This is a genomic window from Acinetobacter legionensis, from assembly GCF_048551735.1.
Taxonomy (GTDB): domain Bacteria; phylum Pseudomonadota; class Gammaproteobacteria; order Pseudomonadales; family Moraxellaceae; genus Acinetobacter.
In genome coordinates this window covers 225,009-244,726 of the sequence record NZ_JBIMBV010000003.1, presented here as the reverse complement: position 1 = coordinate 244,726, position 19,718 = coordinate 225,009, and the positions used below count along the sequence as shown (strand labels likewise).

The window sequence follows — 19,718 nt, the reverse complement described above, 5'->3', positions numbered from 1 at the left end:
AAATTAAGAAATCAGTGTGCCTGTAGAATATCTTTGGCGATCATAGGATAACGGTCACGAAGCATAGACGCAAATGTCTGACGAATTTCATTTAAACAAATTGGGTCATCAGCATCAAACCGTACTGTAAAATATTCACCCGTATTTGATGCTCGAATAATGCCAAACCCGTGTTCAAAATCAAGGCGTATGCCATCAATTTTACTCAGTTCAGCACCAAACTGTTGACTGAGATATTCAATCTCATTCAAAACAATTTTCGGATCAGTACAATGGGTACTGATATAGGTATCTTCGGTATAGAAACGATCGGGATAACACGCTAAGATTTCAGACAATGTGGCTTGAGGAAAATAACATAAGTATTCCATCACACGTAAAGCAGCATATAACCCATCATCATAGCCAAGTCCTCTCCCATCATTAAAGACATAATGACCTGCGTACTCACCACCAAAGACAGCTTGGCCTTTAGATTGCGACATGTATTTGCGTAAAAAACTGCTGCCAGTTCGAATCATCTTGGCTTGACCGCCTAAACGCTCAACCACTTGACGCACCATAGATGAACATTTCACATCAAACACGATTTCATGCTGTGGATGATCTTTCAAACAGATTTGCGCGAACAGTGCTAAAAGTCGATCCGCTGAAATAATATGTGCATTTTCATCCAACAAAACCACACGATCACCATCACCATCTAAAGCAATACCAATGTCTGCCTGATGATTGAGTACATTTTGTCGTAGTAATTCTAAATGTGAAGCTTGTGAAGGATCTGGTGCATGATCAGGGAAGTTTCCATCAGCATTACAACGTAATGCAATCACCTCACAGCCCAATTTTTTTAAAACAAGATTGGCACAAAAGCCTGCGGAACCGTTTAAACCATCAATCACGACTTTGAGTGGTCGGGTTAATTGAATATCTGTTAATAACGCGGACTGATAGGATAAACAAAATTCAGACTTTATTTGATGAGTTGCCCTTTCAACAATAGCTCCTGTATCAATCCATGCTGACTGCTTATTTTGCAGATAATTTTTTGCTTGAATTCCAATGTTTTGAATCATTTCAGGAGAAGGTGGCTCAAACTGCATAATCCATTTAATACCATTGTCAGTTTTTGGATTATGACTTGCTGTCACCATAATGCCATTGCCCTGCGTATTTCTTGCGGCAAAGTACAATTGTGGGGTCGCACAGCAGCCTATTTCAGTAACTTCAATGTGGTTATTTTGAAATACCTGTTTGATAATTTGAGCATACGCAGGACTACTTAATCGTGCATCATAACCCAAGGTTATTTTTGATTGACCCTTTTCAATCAGTTGATTAACTAAAGCATATGCCACTGCCTGAATCAATTCTGGGGGCATCATTTCAACTTTTCCACGGATATCATAGGCGCGGAAAAGTTGAAAAGGAAAATCATTCATCTTTTTCATAAGCAAAACTTCTATTTGCTCAACCCTTTATTTTGTTAGCTTCATCTCTCTAATGATTAGCAGTCAATTCATTTATATGAAAATATTTATATCAGGTCAAATGCAATATACTAAAAACTCTTGATAATATATTCAATTTCATACAAGGCTTTATACATACTTTTTGTTACAAATCAATATAATATTAAAAAAGCCTGATAAATCAGGCTTTAAAAATTATAGAAAAATCTAGTTTTTCCCAGTATGACCAAAACCACCAGCACCACGTTCAGTCGCTTCAAATTCATTTACAATATCAAATTGCGCTTGAACTACAGGCACTAATACATATTGCGCTAAACGCTCACCAGGCTCTAAAGTAAAGCTGGTTTGACCACGATTCCATACAGAAACCATTAATTCACCTTGATAATCTGAATCAATTAACCCAACCAAATTGCCCAATACGATCCCATGCTTATGGCCCAAGCCCGAACGTGGTAAAACTAGACCAGCAAAATTACTATCTTCAATATAAATGGCCATGCCTGTTTTAACTAAAACAGTTTGACCAGGTTCAATCTGAATCGCTTCTTCTACACATGCACGTAAGTCCAAACCTGCTGAACCTGATGTTGCATATGTTGGCATTGGCCATTCTTGACCTAAACGTTGATCAAGTACTTTTACTTGAACTTTCATATTGAAATCCTTGGTTAAATAAAGCTGTTAAAAGTTTTTTTATTTTTTTCGATCTCTTCAAAATCAAATCGAAAGAAAAAAAAAGAACTGGTTTAAAAATTAACGTTTTAATAACGCTTTTAAGTTTTGTAAATATTGCTGTGCTTGTTGCTTTGGATCGACATGTTCAGCTATTTTTTTCTTACGCCCTAGCCAATCAAGCTCATCTTGTGGCAATTCATCTAAGAAGCGACTTGGCGTCATTTGCTTCATTTGTCCACCATTTTTACGCTGCTCAGCCAAAGTCAAGGTCAAACCTTGTTGTGCACGAGTAATCCCCACGTACATTAAACGGCGTTCTTCTTCGATCGTTTCCGCAGCAATGGAGTTCTTATGTGGCAGAAGCTCTTCTTCTAAGCCCATAATATAAACAAATGGAAATTCCAGACCTTTAGATGCATGTAATGTCAGCAGGTTGACCTTATCGGTGTCTTCATCTTCCTGTTGTTGCTCAAGCATATCCAACAACACCATTTTACGAATCACACTTTCAATGTTCTTTTCATCTACATCTTCAGCACGGTTGATTAAGCTTTGAATACTGGTATAGAGCATCTCCACATTATCAATCTTGGTTTTTTCTTGTGCAGGCGTTGCCGCAGTTTCACGTAAATAATCGATATAGCCTGCATCATTCATCATTTGACGAATTTTAGGAACAGGTTCATCGTCATCTAACAATTCACGAGTGAAATCATTGATAAAGCCAGCAAACTCAGCCAATTGTGTGGTGGCCTTTTTTGGCATCACCATAGTTAAGCGTTGATCACTTGCCGCAGCCAACAGTGATAAATGATTTTCTTGGGCAAAAAGACCTAACTTTTCAAGTGTTACTGGGCCAATTGCACGTTTAGGCGTATTGATAATACGTAGGAAAGCACTGTCATCTTCAGGGTTAATGATGATACGCAAGTAGCTCATCACATCTTTAATTTCTGCACGACCAAAGAAAGATTGACCACCAGAGAGCTTGTATGGAATCTGCATTTGACGTAGCTGAGTTTCCAATACACGTGCTTGGAAATTTCCGCGATACAACACCGCATAATCTTTCCAGTTTTTGCCATTCATCAATTTATGCGTGAGCAGGTCTTTTACTACGCGTTCAGATTCATCATCATCATTACGACAGGTGATGATTCGAATGACTTCACCATGGCCTTTATCACTCCACAACTTTTTATCAAAAATGTGTGGGTTATTTTCAATGACATGGTTCGCGGCTTTTAAAATACGACTGGTAGAGCGGTAGTTTTGCTCCAGCTTAATCACTTTTAAATTGCGGAAATCTTCTTTGAGCAATGCCATATTTTCAGGCTTTGCACCACGCCATGCATAAATGGATTGGTCATCATCACCTACAGCGGTGAACTGCCCCATCACACCAACCAATAATTTCACCAAAATATATTGCGCGGTATTGGTGTCTTGATACTCATCCACAAGTAGATAGCGAACTCGGTTTTGCCAACGATCACGAACTTCTGCATTGTCTTGTAAGAGGCGTGTTGGCATCACGATCAGATCATCAAAATCTACGGCATTATAAGCACGTAAATTTCGCTCATATAATTGATACAAGTGGGCAAACTGCACATCTTCTGGTGTTTCACAAGTCGTATGTGCTTGTTCAGGCACAATCAAATCATTTTTCCAATCTGAAATCTTTTTCATGGCTTTAGCAATCAATTCTTTGCTTTCAGCGCCCGATAAATTATCACGATGCATCAAATCCATAAGAATACGCTTACAGTCATCGGCATCAAGGATTGAGAAATTATTTTTCAGTGGGGTATTTTTCAGCTCAATTCGTAATAAATTTAAACCAAAGGTATGAAAGGTTGAAACCGAAAGCCCTTTCCCTTCTTCTTTACCCAACAACTTACCGACACGTTCTTTCATTTCACGTGCAGCTTTATTGGTAAAGGTCATTGCAGTAATTCGATGTGCAGGAATCCCACACTGTTGAACCAAATACGCAATTTTTCTTGTAATTACTGAGGTTTTACCTGAACCCGCCCCTGCAAGTACTAACAAGGGTCCTTGAGTATATTTCATGGCTTCAAGTTGCTTGTCATTTAGTTGACTTGCTTTCGACATTGTTCATCCTCTAAAAACTTCGAGCTCGATTATAGTCATCTAAAGTAGAGTTGCAAAATGCTTAATTTGAATTTTTCAAATATAAAAACCAGATAAAAATAATTTCAGTTAAATTATGCTTTAGTTTCAAACCGTCTTGTTTCAATACTCTATTTTGCTCTGAGCTGTTGTTATTCAGTTAACCTGTGATCAAATGGCGAAAGCATAACCAAAAGCTATCACCCAAAGCCATAATAACGGTTAACACACTGCAGCAAGAAGAGAGACTATCCTCGAATCAACGCTCGTATTAATGATAAAAACCTTAATCTCATGCTTAAAAAGATTAATAAAATTTAAGCAAAAATTTGGAAAATAAAAAAAGGAATCATAGCGAACTATGATTCCTCTTCAACACTTTTAGCTAAAAAATTCGCTACTTTTATTACGATTTCTTAGTTTGTCGCATAAATACTAATTTCTACACGACGGTTCTGTTCACGACCCGCAGCAGTTGAGTTATCTGCGATTGGATTTTGCGAACCATAACCTTGGGTATCAATACGGCTTTGTACGCCTTTACCTTTAAGGTAGTTAGCAACTGAGTATGCGCGGTTTTGAGATAATGGAATGTTAATTGAGTCATTCCCTGTATTATCCGTATAACCAGTCACAAGAATTACACTCTTGTTGTCTTCCATTAAAGTTTGTGCAACTTTATTCAACGTACCGTAGAAGTTCGGTTTAATTGATGACTTATTGGTATCAAATGTAATGCTACCTGGCATAACTAAAGCTACAGAACCATCTGGATTACGGTTAACTTCTACACCAGTACCCTGCATTTGCTGACGTAATTTCTTCTCTTTATTGTCTAAATAAAGACCAGTACCCGCACCTAAAAGCGCACCTATTGCTGCTGCACGATTGTTTTGTGCAGATGAGTTTGCATTACCACGAGACAAACCATAGCCCGCTGCTGCACCGATCAAACCGCCAATAGCAGATTTGTCGTACTCCATACCACCAATGTTATTACCAGTTGATTGACAGCCAGAAAGTACTAAAGCCCCTGCTGTAAGTGTTGTAATTAATAGTGCACGCATTGCATGCCTCCAAGTTGTGTTTTTTGTTAGCTTAATTTTGGTATAAAAAACAAAGCACCACTATAGGCGTTTTGTTAACAATCACGTATTTTTTTACATTTTGTAATATTTACAATGAAATTTACAAAAGTGATCATCATAATTTGTACATAGTCATTAAATGTGTCTTTTTAAATTGCATTGTAACGATTATATTTAAGGGCTGTGGACAATTCGTCTATGTTTGCGATTATGTATATTTCTAGGTGATACGAGGCAAGAAATACGAAATTTATTCATTCTAAATAATGATAAACATTATTTCGCAACGTAGCAGTAAAAAATATCTAGTCGCTTGAACTGGCACTCACAATAAATCATTAGGACTGTTCTATGTCATCTCAACAGCAGAAGCAACCTATTTTAAAAAAAATTACGAAAGGTTTAACCGTTGGCTCAGTGATTACTGGCAGTACTTTTTTTCACGGCCCACCTGTTTTAGCTTTAGGCTTGACCAAATTATTTAAAAAGTCAAAAAAGGTGGATGAAACCAATATCAATATCACCAATAGTTGGTTAAGTGTAAATAATTGGTTGATTGATCATGTTCTTCCCGAAACACAATGGGACATTACTGTTGATGACAACTTGGATTTAAATATGCAAGGTCGTTATTTAATGACCTGTAACCATCAAAGTTGGGTCGATACTACCGTAAACCAATATTTTGGTCTAACACGCATGCCTCTCACCCGCTTTTTCACCAAATGGGAACTGATCTTTATACCATTTGTCGGGCAAGCATTTAAAATTCTTGGCTTTCCGATGATGAAACGCCATACAAAAGAGCAGATTGCAAAGAACCCTGATCTCAAAACACGTGATATGGAAGAAGCACGTAAAGCCTGTGAACAGTTATTAAGCCAGCCTTTTACATTGCTCAACTACCTTGAAGGAACACGTTTTACCCCAAAAAAACATGCTCAACAGCAATCCCCTTTTACCAATTTACTTAAACCTAAGGCCGGTGGACTTGCTCTCGCCTTAAATATCTTAGGTGATAAGATTGACGCTCTGGTGGATATGACCATTGTGTATCCAGATGGTGCACCCGGTTATGGTGAGTTTTGGTTAGGTGAAGTACCTCGAATTGCAGTTAATATGCGTAAAATTGAGATTCCTGAATGGGTACTGGGCGGCAATTATGAAGATGATACAGAATACCGCGAACGCTTTCAAAACTGGGTTGATGATTTATGGAGTGAAAAAGATCAACTGATTAGCACCATAAAACAAAAATATAATCACTAACTTTCAATTGAAGAAAAAACTACAGAATAGGATGGATATGACAGAGCAAGTTCCACCACTCGAAAACAGTACAGAAACGAAAAACGATATGTCACGAGGATGGTGGATCGCTTTTGGTTATGACATCTTTATGATGTTTATCATCGTCTTCAACCTATTCTGTTTATGTGCCAATGCTTTTTTAATGAGTAATTTTGGTGACTGGCTTTTCAATGAAATTCATCTACCGCAAGTTTTACAGTATTACAAAACAGATCTGCATCCGTGGGTGATTAAAACTGAAAGCTGGTTTATTACCTTTTTGATTGTTGAATTAGGCATTCGCTGGCTCATCGCTATTATCAACAAACACCATGCGCGTTGGTTCTTCTTTCCATTTATTCACTGGTATGAGATTTTAGCGATTATTCCTTATTTACGTTTTTTACGTTTAATTCGCGTCGGTATTATTGCTTATCATTTTCATGAGTTAGGTTATAAGGTTATTCCCGATAACATTCTAAAACGTGTGCTGTTTTATTATCGAGTACTGATGGAAGAATTATCAGATCGTGTTGTGATTACCGTCATTGATGGAATTAAACAAGAATTAGACACCAGCTCAAGCCATAAAAAAATCATTCATGATTTAATTGATCACCATAGAGATCGTTTTGCACAAACTTTAGCTGAAGTATTACAAGAATCTTTGGCCACTGAACTAAAAGCACAAAGTCATGTGATTACCCATAATGTCGGACAGATTGTACGTCAAGCGATTGAGGACACCCCGCAATTGACCCAGTTATTGCGCATGATCCCAATTGCAGGCAGTATGATTGAAAATCAGATTCAAAATATTGGGCAACAGCTAGGTGAGAATATTACGCAAGGATTGGTGCAACCGTTTACTCAAGGCAATCTACAAAATCCAAACGCGACCTATCAATTAATTTCAACCAAATTAAGCCAATTAAATATTGAAAATCAAAAACTTGAAGAACTAGTTGAATCTATAGTCTATGAAAGTTTAGAATCGTTAAGGAAACAAGTGAAAGTAAAACAATGGCAGCTTGAATTAGAAAAAAATGATCAAGTAAAAGATGAGTGATTCAAAGAATAAGCAATTCATTGAAAATATTTGTATCTTTGCTAGAGAAATCATTCAATATGTTCTAGCATTTGCCCTATTTCACAATTTTTGACGCTTAGATAGAAAAATTTAGGTCACATGCCTTTTAAGGAATAATTATGGCTGATATACGGATTACAGGCAGAATGGTTAATTTTACCCGATTAACCTTCGATACTAATGATCATGATGCCATCCGCCAGCAATTAACTTCAATGATGAGTGAGACCTCTTATCAAGGGGCTTTGGTCATTATTGATACCACAGTTGAACAAGAGCTTATTGCCCTGATTCAACTCATTATCAGCCTAGATTTACAGCCTATGGCTGTGATTGATGGTTTATTGGGTGACCAAGCACGTGCAATTCAATTCCCAGTCTTGCCTGCCGATCGTCCATTGCAACGGATTAAACCGACGAAAGAACAAGTGGTTGAAACTCCAGTAAAAGCACCCGCTGTAGCGACACCAAATGTAAGCGTAGATGCGTCTAAAACATTGAGTCATGTCACTTCATACCATGATGAAATTTTAAGAACTGGGCAATGTTTGGTTCAAGATCATGGAGACATCATACTGAATGCTGGTATTAACAGTGGTTCAGAAGTGATTGCTTCAGGAAATATACATATCTATGGCAGTGTTCGTGGTAGAGTCATTGCAGGCGCAGGTGGTAACACCAGTGCAAGAATTTTTTGTCATTCACTAGAAGCCGAATTGGTTTCTATTGCGGGAACATATTGTGTAGCAGATGACATTCCTCAAGATGTAATTAAAAAAGCTGTACATATTTACTTGAATGACCAGCAAGAGCTAGTGTTTGAAGCTTTGCAATTTTAAGGTATAAATTAAACACCATATAAAACTCGTTTAATCGGGTAAAATGACCATAACAGGAGTGGATTCGGTGGCCAAAATTGTTGTCGTTACATCAGGCAAAGGTGGCGTAGGTAAAACTACGACGAGTGCATCTTTTGCAACAGGATTAGCCCTACGAGGTCATAAAACTGTTGTGATTGATTTCGATGTGGGTTTGCGTAATTTAGATTTGATCATGGGCTGTGAACGCCGTGTCGTATATGATTTTGTAAATGTCATCAATAACGAAGCGCGCTTACAGCAAGCGCTAATTCGCGATAAAGATATTGAAAATTTATATATTTTACCTGCATCGCAAACCCGTGATAAAGATGCACTGAGCGATGATGGTGTTGCTCGTGTAATCGATGAGCTTGCACAAGAATTCGATTATATTATCTGTGACTCACCTGCAGGGATTGAGCGTGGTGCAATTTTAGCCATGTATCATGCAGATGAAGCGATTATTGTAACAAACCCAGAAATCTCTTCTGTTCGAGATTCAGACCGTATTATTGGTATGCTCGACAGTAAGACGAAAAAAGTAGAAAACAACGAAGGGCGTATTCGTAAACATTTATGTATTACGCGTTTTAACCCTGAACGTGCCGATAAACAAGAAATGTTGACCATTGATGATATCTCAAAAGATATCTTACGTGTACCAACTTTAGGCGTCATTCCAGAATGCCCTAGCGTACTTCAGGCATCGAATGAAGGTAAACCTGTCATTCTTTACCAAGAAGCATCTGCTGGGCAAGCATATGATGATTTAGTTGCGCGTTTCTTGGGTGAGGAACGTCCTTATCGACATATTACAGTGAAACCTAAGGGTTGGTTAGCACGGTTATTTGGAGCGTAGAAATGGCAGGATTTTGGAGTAAACTTTTTAGCAATGATGACAAACCATCTAGCGCCCAAACTGCTAAAGATCGCTTAAAAGTTATTGTTGCTTCTGAAAACGGTTTGGGCAAACGTTTAAGCCAAGACAAGATCGACCAAATGAAAAAAGAAATCATGCAAGTGGTTAATCGTTATGTCCGTGGCGTGGATGAACAGCATATTCAAATGCAAGTTCGTTCTGAAGCCAACATTGAAATGTTGGAAATGAATATCAATTTACCTGAAGAACGATAATTTCATTATTGATTAGTCAAGCGGATTGATTCAGGGCAAAATATAGGGCAGAGTTAAAAAGGGTTACTTTTTCTCGTGCAATATATTTTGCCCTTTTTGTTTTAGATTTTTTTCAGCTAAAGATTGTATTTATCCTTATAAAATGAAAGATAAATAAGGTTGATATAATGTTGTAAATTAATCATTTAATTTAGAATTATTTTATTTGAGGAGATGCTGTTATGGCACTTTCACAGCCAGCAACGTTCAATGAAGAATGGTCAGACGAGCGTGTTTTTGCCTACTTAGATCAACTTCCTCCTGAAGGTACTAATACTGATTTTCATGTACTTTATCATGCCTTTAAACATATGCGTCCTTTTGACTATGAACGCTTATTGACTAAGTTTGTTGCTGCTGGTCGAAATATCAACGCAACTAATCCAGAAGGTCTACGTATTCATGATGTGATTGCAGAGTACCCGCGTCAAAAAGAAGGTTTCTTAGAAGTATTAGCGAAGTTTGCTTAAGCACTTCAACCAACGACCAATGTAGTCTTGAAATATTGCTGATCTATAAACGCCTAATGAACTTCATTGGGCGTTTTTTAGTTTATATATCCCATTTTATCAATGTCTATATCTCAATGTTCTATACTATTTCCTACAAAAAAATATTAAAAACATCCATATAAACAATTAAGTCAGTCAGCATAATTTCATATGAACAAATTAACTTTTCTAAAATTACACTATTTTATTTGATCTTTAATCAAGTTTAAACATCATTTAATTTTATTTATGTCAAACAACCATATGCTTTGTAAATACGCATTGCTTTTATGATTTACTTTAAATCACTCCTGTATATCAGCACTGGATAATTATATTTAAATGTAGTTCCTGTTTGATATGTCTGAAGTTGAAGTATTTAATTCTACAGACTCTAATAACCTTTCATAAAAAAACCCAGCTTGCGCTGGGTTTTTGAATCAAGTCAATGCTTAGTGAGCAGCAAATTGGTTCATTGTGTTTTTAGCATCGTCATGCGCTTTAAGTGCATTGTCACCAGAGAAGATTTCTTTGTGATCATCACCGATGTCAGAACCCGCCATCGCTTGGTGTTTAACACAAGCTATACCACCACGGATTTCTTTACGTTGTACACCAGCAACATAAGCCAACATACCTTCAGTACCGAAGTAACCTTGTGCAAGCTCATGAGTAGAAAGCGCAGCAGTATGGTAAGTCGGAAGTGTAATCAAGTGATGGAATACACCCGCTTCACGAGAAGCATCTGCTTGGAATGTACGGATTTTCGAGTCAGCATCAGCAGCCAATTCAGAAGCATCGTACTCAGCGCTCATTAATTTAGCACGGTCGTAAGCAGAAACATCTTTACCTTCAGCAACCCAACGATCGTAAGCTTGTTGACGGAAGTTTAAAGTCCAGTTGAATGATGGGCTGTTGTTATAAACAAGCTTCGCATTTGGAACTGTTTCACGTACACGGTTAACCATGTGTGCAATTTCTTCAACGTTTGGAGTCGCAGTCTCGATCCAAAGAAGATCTGCACCGTTTTGTAAGCTAGACACACAGTCAAGTACAACACGGTCAATTTGAGTACCTTCACGGAACTGATATAGGCCTGAAGCTAAACGCTTAGGACGGTGTAATTTACCATCACGTTTAATCAAGATTTCATCTTCTTGAGCATCTGCAATGTCAATTTCAGTTGTATCTAAGTAGCTAATATATTGAGAAGCAATATCACCTGGCTCTTTAACCACTGGGATTTTTTGAGTCAAGTCAGCGCCTTCAGAGTCAGTACGCGCAACGATAATACCGTCATCAAGACCCATTTCTAAGAATGCATAACGTAATGCATGGATTTTAGAGATAAAGTCTTCATGTGGAACTGTTACTTTACCAGCTTGGTGACCACATTGTTTAGCATCAGATACTTGGTTTTCGATTTGAAGTGCACATGCACCGGCTTCAATCATTTTACGCGCAAGTAAATAAGTTGCTTCTTCGTTACCGAAACCTGCATCGATGTCCGCAATAATTGGCACAACGTGAGTTTGGAAACCATCGATTTGTGCAGTGATTTCAGCAGCTTTAGCTGTATCACCAGCTTCGTTTGCTTTTTTAAGCGCACGGAATAAATCATTAAGTTCTTTCGCATCAGCTTGACGTAAGAATGTATAGATTTCAGCGATTAGAGCAGGTACAGAAGTTTTTTCGTGCATAGATTGGTCAGGAAGTGGACCAAATTCTGAACGAAGTGCAGCAACCATCCAACCAGAAAGGTAGATATAACGTTTACTTGTAGTACCGAAATATTTTTTGTTTGCAATCATTTTTTGTTGCGCAATGAAACCATGCCAGCAACCTAAAGATTGAGTGTATTTACTAGAATCAGCATCATATTCAGCCATATCACGACGCATGATCGCAGCTGTATATTTAGCGATATCTAAACCAGTTTTAAATTGGTTTTGCAGTTGCATACGCGCAGCATCTTCTGGGCTAATATCGCGCCATGTGCTTCCGAATTTTGCTTTTAATTCACGGATTGCATCAATCGCTGTTTGGTATGTAGTCATGATATGTTCCTGTAATAATATTAGGATTTCATCAATCGAAGAGCTAAATCCACTCGGTATTTGTTTGTTCAGATTTAGAACACTTCGTTGTTATGGTCTTAGCTTAGATTGAGTCCTCAAATTAATCCAATATTCTGAGTTAATTTTCAGTATTTATTTAAAAAATATGTAGATCAAAGTCATATTATAATTAAACCAAAAATCGATAAACAATTAATTTATATAATTTTTAATAATTAACAACTACCTATAAATTGCTTAAATATCAGTCAATTTGATAATTTTATCTCTATTAGACTTAAGTCTGAGCTTGTAACAAAAAAACCAAAACTGCATTTTTTTAATATAAAAACACCCTGAATGATCAAGAATCGGACAAAGCATAATTGGGTGATTCATCGAGTGATAAACAATGTTGTTGCTTAAAAATCTGCTTATCTTCACTTATAATAGCAAAATGAGGATTTATTCAAACGCGCATCTCAATTTAAAATCAGCACCACAAATCTTAATCCTTCTATAACAATAAATCGTGTGCTGTTTTTTTATCTACTTTTTACACAAAAGCATTTCCTTATGGCATAATCCCCTGTGATTTCTAAATTTTATTTTCGGTATTTTTTTTATGAATCTGGAGCGGGTCGATCTCAACCTCTTAATTTACCTTGACGTTCTTTTACGTGAAAAAAATGTGACTCGTGCTGCTGAACAGCTTGGTGTTACCCAACCCGCAATGAGTAATATTTTACGTCGTCTTCGTAATTTATTTAATGACCCTCTTTTAATTCGTTCTTCTGAAGGTATGACACCAACAGAACGTGCTTTAGAATTACAACCCCGCATCCGTGACGCACTGTCTGATTTATCCATGATTTTGGAACCTCGTACTGAGTTCCGACCTTATACGTCAAACCGTGTATTCCGTATTATGACCTCTGATTATGCCGAAGCAACACTTGTTCCTCGTCTAGTCAAAGCCTTGCGCTCTGAAGCACCGAATGTTGTTCTCGACTTTTTAACACCAAGTGACGTGTCATATCGTGACATGGAACAAGGAAAAGTTGATTTAGCCATCAACCGGTTTAATGAAATTCCACAAAGTTTTCACCAAGTTTTAGTGTGGCGTGACAGTTTCTCTTGTCTACTCAATAACAAACATCCAGCTTCAAGTACTTTAAATCTTAAAAGTTATTTAGATGCACAACATATCTGGGTATCAAAAACAGGGATGGGTGTTGGTTTTGGTGTGAATCCTGAAAAACAAGCAGGATTAGGTTGGATTGATCAAGCTTTAGAGCGGATTGGTCAAAAGCGTAAAATTTCAGTCTTTACGCGTCATTATCAAATGCCTGCATTATTGGCTTCAAATGTCGATTTAATTGCGACCTTACCAACCCGTATCGCACGTTTACAAGCCAAAAGCCAAAATTTACTCATTAAAGATCCGCCATTTTATATTCCTGAATTTGAATTAAAAATGGCATGGTGTCCTTTACTTCATCATCATCCTGCACATCGTTGGTTACGCCAATTGATTCTTTATGTTGCACGTCAAATGATTGAAGAAGAAAATCGTGAATTTATGCAAAATAATTCGCATTTTTCTCAATATTAATAGGAATTTTGTTAAATTCTTATCATTTCAAGCTTATACTAATTCTAGATCGGTAGTGTGTTACTCACTACCACCCCCTTTTATGTGTTAAAAATATCTCATAATAATGATGATCCATAGGTGGATTCGTGAGCCTGTTCCAGAATATCCTAATCATCGCTGTCCTCATCGCAGGAGCTGGTTTTTTATCTTTAACTGAAATCGCACTTGCGGGTGCGCGTAAAGTTAAACTCAAAATTCTTGCCGAATCTGGCGATGAGCGAGCACAAAAAGTCCTAGACTTACAGCAAAACTCTGCCGATTTCTTTGCCGCATCCCAAATCGGTTTAAATGCTGTTGCTATTCTTGGCGGTATTTTAGGTGAAGGTGCATTTCGCCCTTATTTTCTTGAATTTGTTTCTCGTTTCTATGTCGGAAATTGGACTGAAACCATCAGTTTTGTCCTCTCATTTACTTTAGTCACCTCACTTTTTATTCTTTTTGCCGATTTAATGCCAAAACGTATGGCGATGATTGCACCCGAAAAAATTGCAGTTTCAGTCATCAATCCCATCCAGATCTTTATCGTGGTATGTAAACCATTAGCTTGGTTTATCAATGCTGTTGCTAACTTGTTATTCCGCTTGTTTAAAGTCAATACAACGCGTGAAGACAATATTACCTTTGATGATATTTCAGCGGTGATGGATGCAGGTGCACAAGCGGGTGTTTTACAAAAGCAAGAACATCACTTTATTGAAAATGTATTTGAACTTGAAGAACGTAATGTTCCATCCAGTATGACCCCACGTGAAAACGTAGTGTTTTTTACTTTAAAAGAACCAGAAGAAAGTATTCGCCAAAAGCTAGCTGAATACCCTTATTCTAAGTTCCTTGTTTGCAACGAAACCATTGACCAAGTGATTGGTTATGTCGATGCCAAAGATATTCTAGTTCGTATTCTCAATAACCAGAAAATTAATCAGTTACATGAGTCAACTATTCGTACAGTATTGACCATTCCTGATACATTAACACTATCTGAAGTCCTTGATCGCTTCAGATCTAGCAAAGAAAAATTTGCAGTCGTATTTAATGAATATGCCCTTGTCGTTGGCGTTATTACCCTGTCAGATATCATGATCACTGTGATGGGTGACTGGGTTACACCAATGGATGAAGAACTACAAATTATTAAACGTGATAACAACTCATGGTTAATTGATGGTAGTACACCAATTGAAGACATGAAGCATGCTTTAGCAATTGATGAGATGCCAGATGAAGAGAACTACGAGACACTGGCAGGCTTTATGATGTATCAGTTAAGAAAAATTCCTAAACCAGCTGACACCGTGATTTTTGGTGGTTATAAATTTGAAGTGGTCGATGTTGATCATTTTAAAATTGACCAGCTACTTGTCACACGCTTACTTGAAAAAGCAGAACCCTCGACATCAGAAGACTCTTCACAATAAGCTTCTTTAGCTCATTTAAAGCTTAGCAATCACCTTGCTAAGCTTTTTTTATGAAAAGTGGCGCTTTAATATTGCAAGATCCAGAACGCTATTGATTAGATTATAGCCTTTTGATTTATAAATTTTAAAAATATGAAAATTAACATGAATACAGTTTTTAAAATCATAAAATATAATAAACATATAAATCAATATCTTAAATTTTATAACCATTTTGGTGCAATTATAATATTCATTTTTAAATATCTGTTTTGAATACTCTATTTATTTAAAAAATAGTACTGAATTCAGTATTTCTACAAGGATATTTTAATTTAATCCAATAACTATTAGCATGCTTCTGCTTAAAAAATTAAAAGACTTCTGTTACCCAAGTCTCATTCAAGGATCGAACTATGCTAACCGTATTAGGTTTGGGCATGATTTTGTGCTTTATGTACTTAATTATGTCTAGACGAATGACTGCTCTTGCAGCACTCACACTTATTCCAATTTTATTTGCATTAATCGCTTACGGTCTTAGCTTCTATTTCGACAGCCTTGGGCATTTAGAAATCAAACAGCTCGGTGAAATGATGCTTGATGGTGTAAAAAAACTTGCACCAACAGGCGTAATGCTACTTTTTGCAATTCTTTATTTTGCCATCATGATTGATACGGGATTGTTTGATCCTTCTGTAAAATTTATCTTGAAGCTGGTCAAAGGTGATCCACTTAAAGTCGTTATTGGTACCATTACCCTGACACTCATCGTCTCTCTTGATGGCGATGGTTCTACCACCTACATGATTTGTGTAGCAGCAATGCTCCCACTTTATAAAAAGTTAGGTATGAGCCCATTGATCATGGCTTGTTTAATGATGCTGGCAAGCGGAATCATGAACCTTACCCCGTGGGGTGGACCAACGGCACGTGCTGCAAGCGCGCTGCATGTAGAAGCCAGTGAAATCTTTGTGCCAATGGTTTTACCAATGCTCGCTGCTATTCTTTGGCTCTACTTTGTCGGTTTTATGTATGGCCGTATGGAACGTAAACGCTTAGGTATTATTGAACTTGATGTTAGTCATGGTGATGACATTCAAATTTCAAGTAATCCAGAAGCAAATCGTGCACATTTAAGATGGTTCAATGGTTTATTGACAGTTGTCCTTATGATTTGTTTGGTGAAAGGCGTGTTGCCTTTACCGATCTTATTTATGATTGCACTTTGTATTGCATTGGTGGTCAACTATAAAGATGTCGATATGCAAAAATCTTTAGTTGCTCATCATGCAGGTAGTGCTCTAAACGTTGTGGGTATTATTTTTGCTGCAGGGATTTTTACTGGGATTCTTTCAGGGACAGGCATGGTTGATGCGATGTCTAAAGAATTGGTGGCGATTATTCCACAAAGTATGGGTCCTTTTTTAGCGCCCATTACTGCTGTGATTAGTATGCCTTTGACCTTCTTTATGTCGAATGATGCTTTCTATTATGGAGTGTTACCGATTCTTTCTGAAGCGGCAAGTCATTATGGTATTACACCTGTAGAAATGGCGCGTGCTTCAATTGTCGGCCAACCTGTACACTTACTTTCACCATTGGTTCCTTCAACATATTTATTATGTGGATTGGCTGGTATCGAATTTGGACAGCATCAAAAGTTCACTATTAAATGGGCGATTCTGACCTGTTTGGTAATGCTTGTTGCAGCCATGCTGCTCGGTGTATTCCCACTCTATTCAACACTACACTAATAGAAAAAAGCCGATATAAATATCGGCTTTTTTCATTTTAAATAGATTATTTTCATCATCTATTTAAAATAATGATTTATTTAGAATCAAATCCAATTAAGCATGAATCAATACATCAAGCAATGCTTGATAATGAATTGAAATATCATCTTCTAAAATTTTATAAGCGCTATCAAACTGCACCATTGGCCAGCCTTCTTTCCAGAAAGGAAAAATATTATGCAGGTCACGCGTCACGATTGCATCTTCACGAATAATCGCTTGAGCAACTTGTGATAACACTTGAGCGGTTTCTGCCCCATCAAGAGCTAAATAATCGATACCTTTTGCTTTTAAAATACGGATTCGATCTTTCTTATAACGAATTTTCTTGGCCTGCGCTTCATTTAAATTTAAAGCCAAAGTCACAGCTTCAACAAATTTGTCTTCAAAGCTTTGATGTAAAGCAACCAATGCCTGTTTATGTGCTTCTTGACGCCCAGCTTTTCCACCATCACGAATGATTTTTTGTGCTTCAACATTCAATTCATCCGATTTCATCGACTGAAGAATGTCTAAAATTTCAATATCACTTAATGAAGCAGAAGAATCTGTCATGGGAGTCCTAAAACAAAAATAAATAGAAATCCTATTTTCGCACAATTTTAAAATTAAGTCAGAGATAATGTTAATCTGTGGCGATGTATCTCTAGCTGATCAAATAACAATAAAGGATAATATTTTAATGCTGTTTTAGCCCTACTTGCCTGTATTAGTTTTTATTCTGCCTTATATCTTATCTATTTTTATTTTGCTCAACAACCTTAACCTCTGTCCTTGTGCTGGCAACAGTTTTACTCATATAGTCAACCTGTCAAAAGCTCAGCCAAAAGAATATAATTGCTCTTAAATAATATTTTAAATTAAATCAATCGCATGGAAAATAAATTGTTTGATTATAAAAAAACTTGCCATGCCATACCTTACATTCAAAGTTTAAATAGTTTTGCGTAGGCGATGGCTCGCTTTTCGTAGGGATTGTCAAACCTTGCGCTGCAAACAAAGCAGTGCTTTGTATTTGCTCATATTGGGCGAGGGTACATCCTACACCACCGCTCAATGGCGACATCCCTGTCGCCCCGCGCTAGGATAATCATCTAGGATTCAAAAGTACAAAAAATGAATCGATAATCATTGGTTTCTAATAGTTCATATAAAAACATAAGCATCATTTATGATCTATGACTTAATAGAAATCGCCTGTATAAATAATTAGGTGGTTTGAATATATTTTGCTACCCTGCGGCTTATCAAAAGGGACGACAAACATTTAACCGCACCTTGAATCATGAAAATTGGTTGACTCTACCGTTTTACATATACTGGCAATTGTTTATCTTGCGTATACGCTTGTTACTGTCCAAATTTCTTGATTAAGATCATTTGATAAAATCTTATCAATAAGCATAAACTGACAATTTTTTTCTTTCTTAATTGAGGATTTTTTGCTATTGATTTGATATGCCAATAAAAAGTGAAACCTTATGAAAGCTATTGCTTATAAAAAACCATTCGCAATTTCAGAAGCCCATGTTTTTTCCGAAATCGAAATCGAACAGCCAGTTGCAACTGGTCATGACTTACTGATTGAGGTTAAAGCCATTTCAATCAACCCAGTCGATATCAAAATGCGACAGCGTACTTCGCCAGAAAATGATACTTGGAAAATTTTGGGTCATGATGCGGTTGGAATTGTGAAAGCAATCGGAGAAAATGTTCAAAATTTTAAAGTGGGTGATGAAGTTTTTTATGCGGGTTCAAACCAAAGACAAGGCTCTTATGCTGAATTCCAATTGGTTGATGAACGTATCGTTGGATTAAAACCGAAATCATTGAGTGATGCAGAAGCCGCAGCGTTGCCTTTAACGTCGCTCACCGCATATGAAATGTTATTTGACCGTTTAAAAATCCAAGACACCAAAGTTGAAAAACCTGTGATTTTAGTCATTGGCGCTGCAGGAGGTGTTGGCTCTATTACAGTTCAATTGTTAAAAGTACTGACTGAATTCACAGTGATTGCTACAGCTTCCCGCCCTGAATCTAAAGCATGGCTGACTGAAATTGGCGCAGATTATATTGTGGATCATAGCCAACCTTTAGAACAGCAAATCCTAGACTTGAATATTGGGCTACCTCATTATATTTTTTCAATTAACGGTACAGGGCGATATACACAAGCCATTGCAAATTTGATCGCACCCCAAGGTCATTTTGGTTTAATTGATGATCCTGAAAACTTTATCATTAACCCGTTTAAAGTTAAGTCTGTTTCAGTTCATTGGGAATCGATGTTTACTCGCTCTACATTCCTGACCAAAGATCTCAGCCGACAAGGTGATATCTTAAATAAAGTTTCAAAATTAGTTGATGACCAAAGACTCAAAACCACTTTGGGACAAAACCTCGGTCAAATCAATGTTGAACATATATCCCAAGCTCATACACTGATTGAGTCAGGTAAAAGCATTGGTAAGATCGTATTAGCAGGCTTTTAACCACTCGAATAAAATTTAATTTTTAAGAATCGCTTAAA

16 protein-coding genes are annotated in these 19,718 nt (G+C 37.1%); 10 read left to right on the top strand and 6 right to left on the bottom strand.

The window, feature by feature from the left end:
* Window positions 1-11: 11 nt before the first annotated feature.
* From ACG9ZL_RS04400 to ACG9ZL_RS04385, 4 genes are all read right to left on the bottom strand, one after another.
* Entirely contained in the window at window positions 12-1,451 is a 1,440-nt protein-coding gene (locus ACG9ZL_RS04400; protein WP_419359202.1) for a phosphomannomutase/phosphoglucomutase, read from the bottom strand.
* Window positions 1,452-1,679: 228 nt separating this feature from the next.
* Window positions 1,680-2,132, bottom strand: a complete 453-nt coding sequence (dut, locus tag ACG9ZL_RS04395; RefSeq protein ID WP_419359201.1) for a dUTP diphosphatase — start codon at window positions 2,130-2,132, stop codon at window positions 1,680-1,682.
* A 99-nt stretch (window positions 2,133-2,231) separates the two neighbouring features.
* Window positions 2,232-4,271, bottom strand: coding sequence for a UvrD-helicase domain-containing protein (locus tag ACG9ZL_RS04390; protein ID WP_336952905.1), 2,040 nt, complete (start codon window positions 4,269-4,271; stop codon window positions 2,232-2,234).
* 434 nt (window positions 4,272-4,705) lie between these two features.
* On the bottom strand, window positions 4,706-5,356 hold the full coding sequence (locus ACG9ZL_RS04385) for a YiaD family glycine zipper/OmpA-like lipoprotein (protein ID WP_336952908.1): 651 nt from the start codon (window positions 5,354-5,356) through the stop codon (window positions 4,706-4,708).
* Window positions 5,357-5,728: 372 nt separating this feature from the next.
* Here ACG9ZL_RS04385 and yihG point away from each other — a divergent pair, with 372 nt between their 5' ends.
* The 6 genes from yihG to ACG9ZL_RS04355 all read left to right on the top strand — a co-directional run bounded on the left by yihG (window position 5,729) and on the right by ACG9ZL_RS04355 (window position 10,260).
* Window positions 5,729-6,646 carry a 1-acylglycerol-3-phosphate O-acyltransferase, YihG family gene (gene yihG / locus ACG9ZL_RS04380; RefSeq protein WP_419359200.1) on the top strand — a complete coding sequence of 306 codons (918 nt, stop codon included), beginning with the start codon at window positions 5,729-5,731 and terminating at the stop codon, window positions 6,644-6,646.
* Between the two features lie 37 nt (window positions 6,647-6,683).
* Entirely contained in the window at window positions 6,684-7,736 is a 1,053-nt protein-coding gene (locus tag ACG9ZL_RS04375) for a preprotein translocase subunit SecA (RefSeq protein WP_419327566.1), read from the top strand.
* A gap of 140 nt (window positions 7,737-7,876) precedes the next feature.
* On the top strand, window positions 7,877-8,596 hold the full coding sequence (gene minC, locus ACG9ZL_RS04370) for a septum site-determining protein MinC (protein ID WP_336952912.1): 720 nt from the start codon (window positions 7,877-7,879) through the stop codon (window positions 8,594-8,596).
* 67 nt (window positions 8,597-8,663) lie between these two features.
* Complete coding sequence (minD, locus tag ACG9ZL_RS04365; protein WP_336952914.1) at window positions 8,664-9,476, top strand: septum site-determining protein MinD; 813 nt, start codon at window positions 8,664-8,666, stop codon at window positions 9,474-9,476.
* 2 nt (window positions 9,477-9,478) lie between these two features.
* Window positions 9,479-9,751 (top strand): cell division topological specificity factor MinE, encoded by a 273-nt coding sequence (gene minE, locus ACG9ZL_RS04360; protein WP_004722763.1) that lies wholly within the window; start codon window positions 9,479-9,481, stop codon window positions 9,749-9,751.
* A gap of 221 nt (window positions 9,752-9,972) precedes the next feature.
* Window positions 9,973-10,260 (top strand): PA4642 family protein, encoded by a 288-nt coding sequence (locus tag ACG9ZL_RS04355; RefSeq protein WP_336952916.1) that lies wholly within the window; start codon window positions 9,973-9,975, stop codon window positions 10,258-10,260.
* 473 nt (window positions 10,261-10,733) lie between these two features.
* Here ACG9ZL_RS04355 and ACG9ZL_RS04350 read toward each other — a convergent pair whose 3' ends face one another.
* Window positions 10,734-12,338 (bottom strand): isocitrate lyase, encoded by a 1,605-nt coding sequence (locus ACG9ZL_RS04350; protein WP_056514634.1) that lies wholly within the window; start codon window positions 12,336-12,338, stop codon window positions 10,734-10,736.
* A 625-nt stretch (window positions 12,339-12,963) separates the two neighbouring features.
* On the opposite strand from ACG9ZL_RS04350, the gene ACG9ZL_RS04345 reads away from it, so the two are divergent.
* From ACG9ZL_RS04345 to ACG9ZL_RS04335, 3 genes are all read left to right on the top strand, one after another.
* Complete coding sequence (locus ACG9ZL_RS04345) at window positions 12,964-13,953, top strand: LysR family transcriptional regulator (RefSeq protein WP_336952920.1); 990 nt, start codon at window positions 12,964-12,966, stop codon at window positions 13,951-13,953.
* 128 nt (window positions 13,954-14,081) lie between these two features.
* On the top strand, window positions 14,082-15,410 hold the full coding sequence (paeA, locus tag ACG9ZL_RS04340) for a polyamine export protein PaeA (protein ID WP_336952922.1): 1,329 nt from the start codon (window positions 14,082-14,084) through the stop codon (window positions 15,408-15,410).
* 395 nt (window positions 15,411-15,805) lie between these two features.
* Entirely contained in the window at window positions 15,806-17,146 is a 1,341-nt protein-coding gene (locus ACG9ZL_RS04335; RefSeq protein ID WP_004722773.1) for a CitMHS family transporter, read from the top strand.
* A 96-nt stretch (window positions 17,147-17,242) separates the two neighbouring features.
* On the opposite strand, the gene ACG9ZL_RS04330 is transcribed toward ACG9ZL_RS04335, so the two are convergent.
* Complete coding sequence (locus ACG9ZL_RS04330; RefSeq protein ID WP_336952925.1) at window positions 17,243-17,743, bottom strand: hypothetical protein; 501 nt, start codon at window positions 17,741-17,743, stop codon at window positions 17,243-17,245.
* Between the two features lie 926 nt (window positions 17,744-18,669).
* Between ACG9ZL_RS04330 and ACG9ZL_RS04325 the strand changes: the two genes are divergently transcribed.
* Window positions 18,670-19,680, top strand: coding sequence for a zinc-binding alcohol dehydrogenase family protein (locus ACG9ZL_RS04325; protein WP_419327564.1), 1,011 nt, complete (start codon window positions 18,670-18,672; stop codon window positions 19,678-19,680).
* Window positions 19,681-19,718: the final 38 nt, after the last annotated feature.